Annotated in this window: 3 protein-coding genes; all 3 read right to left on the reverse strand. The window is 67.3% G+C overall.

Going from position 1 to position 4,196, the window contains the following annotated elements:
* Positions 1–962 (reverse strand): acyl-CoA carboxylase subunit beta (locus tag AC1D2K_RS30995; protein ID WP_478093803.1); only part of this gene is annotated, 962 nt, incomplete at its 3' end.
* A 47-nt stretch (positions 963–1,009) separates the two neighbouring features.
* Positions 1,010–2,080: a methylmalonyl Co-A mutase-associated GTPase MeaB gene (gene meaB / locus AC1D2K_RS31000; RefSeq protein ID WP_478093805.1), complete on the reverse strand. Its 1,071-nt coding sequence runs from the start codon at positions 2,078–2,080 to the stop codon at positions 1,010–1,012.
* A gap of 2 nt (positions 2,081–2,082) precedes the next feature.
* A partial coding sequence (gene scpA, locus AC1D2K_RS31005) for a methylmalonyl-CoA mutase (RefSeq protein WP_478093807.1) occupies positions 2,083–4,196 on the reverse strand: 2,114 nt, incomplete at its 5' end.

Consider the following 4,196-nt stretch of genomic DNA (forward strand, 5'->3'; position numbering starts at 1 on the left):
ATGCCCACGCTCTGGCCTTCCATGCGCGCGAAGCCGATCACGATGTTCTTCGCGTAGTCGGGCTGCAACTCGAAGAAGTCGCCGTCGTCGACCACCTTCGTGATCAGCTCCTTCATGTCGTAGGGCTTGTTGGGGTTGTCGGGCACCAGGGTGTCGAGCGACAGGTCGGCGCGCTCGGCCGGGTCGCCGCTCGGGCGCACCGGCGGCTTCTCGCGGTTGTTGAGCGGCAGGTAGTTGTAGAGCCGGCGCAGCATCATCAGCGCCTCGACGTCGTTCTCGAAGGCCATGTCGGCCACGCCGCTCTTGGTGGTGTGGGTCGAGGCGCCGCCGAGTTCCTCGGCCGTCACGTCCTCGTGCGTCACCGTCTTCACGACCTCGGGGCCGGTGACGAACATGTAGCTGCTGTCCTTCACCATGAAGATGAAGTCGGTCATGGCCGGCGAATACACCGCGCCGCCCGCGCACGGGCCCATGATCATGCTGATCTGCGGCACCACGCCCGAGGCCATCACGTTGCGCTGGAATACGTCGGCATAGCCGCCCAGCGAGGCCACGCCCTCCTGGATGCGGGCGCCGCCCGAATCGTTGAGGCCGATGACCGGCGCGCCGACCTTCATGGCCTGGTCCATCACCTTGCAGATCTTCTCGGCGTGGGCCTCGCTGAGGGCGCCGCCGAAGACCGTGAAGTCCTGGCTGAAGATGAAGACCAGGCGGCCGTTGATCATGCCGTAGCCCGTGACCACGCCATCGCCCGGGATCTTGTTGTCGGCCATGCCGAAGTCGCTCGAGCGGTGCTCGACGAACATGTCCCATTCCTCGAAGGTGTTGTCGTCGAGCAGGAGTTCGATGCGCTCGCGCGCGGTCAGCTTGCCCTTGGCATGCTGGGCGTCGATGCGCTTCTGGCCGCCGCCGAGGCGCGCCTGGGCGCGGCGTTTTTCGAGTTGTTCGAGGATTTCTTTCATGACGTTCCGTCGTAAGAGTTGATCTTTTTGGAAGGGACTGCCGCAGGCTACGCCTGTCCGGCCTGTCCGGCCTGCGCGGCGAGCAGTTGGCGCGCCGCGGTCGATGCGGGCAGCGTCCCGGCCGCCACCTGGGCCACGGTCTGYGGCAGCAACTCGCGTACCTGCGGATGCTGGCGGAAGGCCTGCTTGAGACCGGCATCCACGCGCTCCCACATCCACGCCAGCGCCTGCTTCTCGCGCCGCGTGCCGAAGCGGCCGTTGGCCGCCTGCAGCGCCTTGAACTCCAGCACCGCGGCCCAGAAGCCATCGACGCCGGTGCCCAGCAGCGCGCTGAGCTGGATCACCTTGGGCAACCAGAAGCGCACTTCGGCTTCGGGTGTGCCCGGCGTGGCGTGGGCCGCATGCATGACTTGCGCGTGCGCCGGATTGCCGTGATGGCCGAACAGCCGCAGCGCGGAGGTGATCTGGGCCTGCGCGCGCGTCGCCGCGTCGCGGTCGATGTCGGCCTTGTTGATCACCACCAGGTCGGCCAGTTCCATCACGCCCTTCTTGATCGCCTGCAGGTCGTCGCCGGCATTGGGCAACTGCAGCAGCACGAACATGTCGGTCATGCCCGAGACCGCGGTCTCGCTCTGGCCGACGCCGACCGTCTCGACGATCACGATGTCGTAGCCGGCGGCCTCGCAGACCAGCATCGCCTCGCGTGTCTTCTCGGCCACGCCGCCCAGCGTGCCGCTCGAGGGGCTGGGCCGGATGTAGGCGCGCTCATCCATCGAGAGCCGCTCCATGCGCGTCTTGTCGCCGAGGATGGAGCCGCCCGAGACGGTGGACGACGGATCGATGGTGAGCACGGCGACGCGGTGGCCCTGATCGATCAGGTAGAGCCCCAGGGTCTCGATGAAGGTCGACTTGCCGACCCCGGGCACGCCCGAGATGCCGAGGCGAAAGGACTTGCCGGTATGCGGCAACAGGGCCGTGAGCAGCGCATCGGCCTGCGCGCGGTGGTCGGCGCGGGTCGATTCGAGCAGCGTGATCGCCTTGGCGATCGCGCGGCGCTGCAGCGGCCCCTCGGCCGCCAGCAGCGCTTCCACCGTGACCGGTGCCTTGGCGGGCGGCATCTTCAGGCCGCAACTGCCGCGCGAATCTGCTCGAGCACGTCCTTGGCGCTCGCCGGGATCGGGGTGCCCGGTCCGTAGATGCCCTTGACGCCGGCGTCGTAGAGGAAATCGTAGTCCTGGCGCGGGATCACGCCGCCCACGAAGACGATGATGTCGTCGGCGCCCTGCTTCTTCAGTTCCTCGATGATCGCCGGCACCAGCGTCTTGTGGCCGGCGGCCAGCGTGCTGACGCCCACCGCATGGACGTCGTTCTCGATCGCCTGGCGGGCGCATTCCTCGGGGGTCTGGAACAGCGGGCCCATGTCGACGTCGAAACCGAGGTCGGCAAAGGCGGTCGCGACCACCTTGGCGCCGCGGTCGTGGCCGTCCTGGCCCAGCTTGGAGATCATCACGCGCGGCCGCCGGCCCTGCGCCTCCGCGAAAGCGGCGATCTCGTGCTGCAGCGCCTCCCAGCCTTCGGCCGAGTCGTAGGCCGCGGCGTAGACACCGGTAACCTTCTGCGTGTCGGCGCGGTGGCGGCCATAGATCTTCTCGAGCGCATCGCTGATCTCGCCGACCGTGGCGCGCAGGCGCACCGCCTGGATGCTGAGGTCGAGCAGGTTGCCCTCGCCGCTTTCCGCTGCCGCGGTCAGCGCGTCGAGCGCGGCCTGGACGGCGGCGCTGTCGCGCTTCTCGCGGATCGCCTTGAGCTTGGCGACCTGGCCGTCGCGCACCTTCATGTTGTCGATCGACAGGCTGTCGATCGCGTCCTCGGACTTGAGCTTGTACTTGTTGACGCCCACGATCACATCCTTGCCTGAGTCGATGCGCGCCTGCTTGTCGGCCGCGGCGGCCTCGATCTTGAGCTTGGCCCAGCCGCTGTCGACGGCGCGGGTCATGCCGCCCATCGCCTCGACCTCCTCGATGATGGTCCAGGCCGCATCGGCCATGTCCTGCGTGAGCTTCTCCATCATGTAGCTGCCGGCCCAGGGGTCGATGACGCTCGTGATGTGGGTCTCTTCCTGGATGATGAGCTGCGTGTTGCGCGCGATGCGCGAGCTGAATTCGGTCGGCAGTGCGATGGCCTCGTCGAGCGCGTTGGTGTGCAGGCTCTGGGTGCCGCCGAACACCGCGGCCATCGCCTCGATCGTGGTGCGCACGACGTTGTTGTACGGGTCCTGCTCGGTCAGCGACCAGCCCGAGGTCTGGCAATGGGTGCGCAGCATCAGGCTCTTGGGGTTCTTCGGCTCGAACTCCTTCATGATCCGGCACCACAGCAGGCGCGCGGCGCGCATCTTGGCGACTTCGAGGTAGAAGTTCATGCCGATGGCCCAGAAGAAACTGAGCCGCCCCGCGAAGCCGTCGACGTCGAGGCCCTTGGCCAGCGCGGTCTTGACGTATTCCTTGCCGTCGGCCAGCGTGAACGCGAGTTCGAGCGCCTGGTTGGCGCCGGCTTCCTGCATGTGATAGCCGCTGATCGAGATCGAGTTGAACTTGGGCATATTCTGCGCCGTGTACTCGATGATGTCGCCGATGATCCGCATGCTCGGCGCCGGCGGGAAGATGTAGGTGTTGCKGACCATGAACTCCTTGAGGATGTCGTTCTGGATGGTTCCGCTGAGCTGGTCCTGCGCCACGCCCTGCTCTTCCGCCGCGACCACGTAGCCCGCCAGCACCGGCAGCACCGCGCCGTTCATGGTCATCGAGACGCTGACCTTGTCGAGCGGGATCTGGTCGAACAGGATCTTCATGTCCTCGACCGAGTCGATCGCCACGCCGGCCTTGCCGACGTCGCCGGTGACGCGCGGATGGTCGCTGTCGTAGCCGCGGTGGGTGGCGAGGTCGAAGGCCACGCTGACGCCCTGGCCGCCGGCCGCCAGCGCCTTGCGGTAGAAGGCATTCGATTCCTCGGCGGTCGAGAAGCCCGCGTACTGGCGGATGGTCCACGGCCGTACCGCGTACATCGTGGCCTGCGGGCCGCGCAGGTAGGGCTCGAAGCCGGGCAAGGTATCGGTGTACTTGAGCCCCTGCAGGTCGGCCGCCGTATAGAGCGGCTTGACCGTGATGCCGTCCGGCGTGACCCAGTTCAGGGCGTCCAGGTTGCCGCCGGGGGCCGACTTGGCCGCCGCCTTGGTCC

The sequence above is a fragment of the Variovorax sp. P1_H12_2 genome (genome assembly GCF_056405335.1).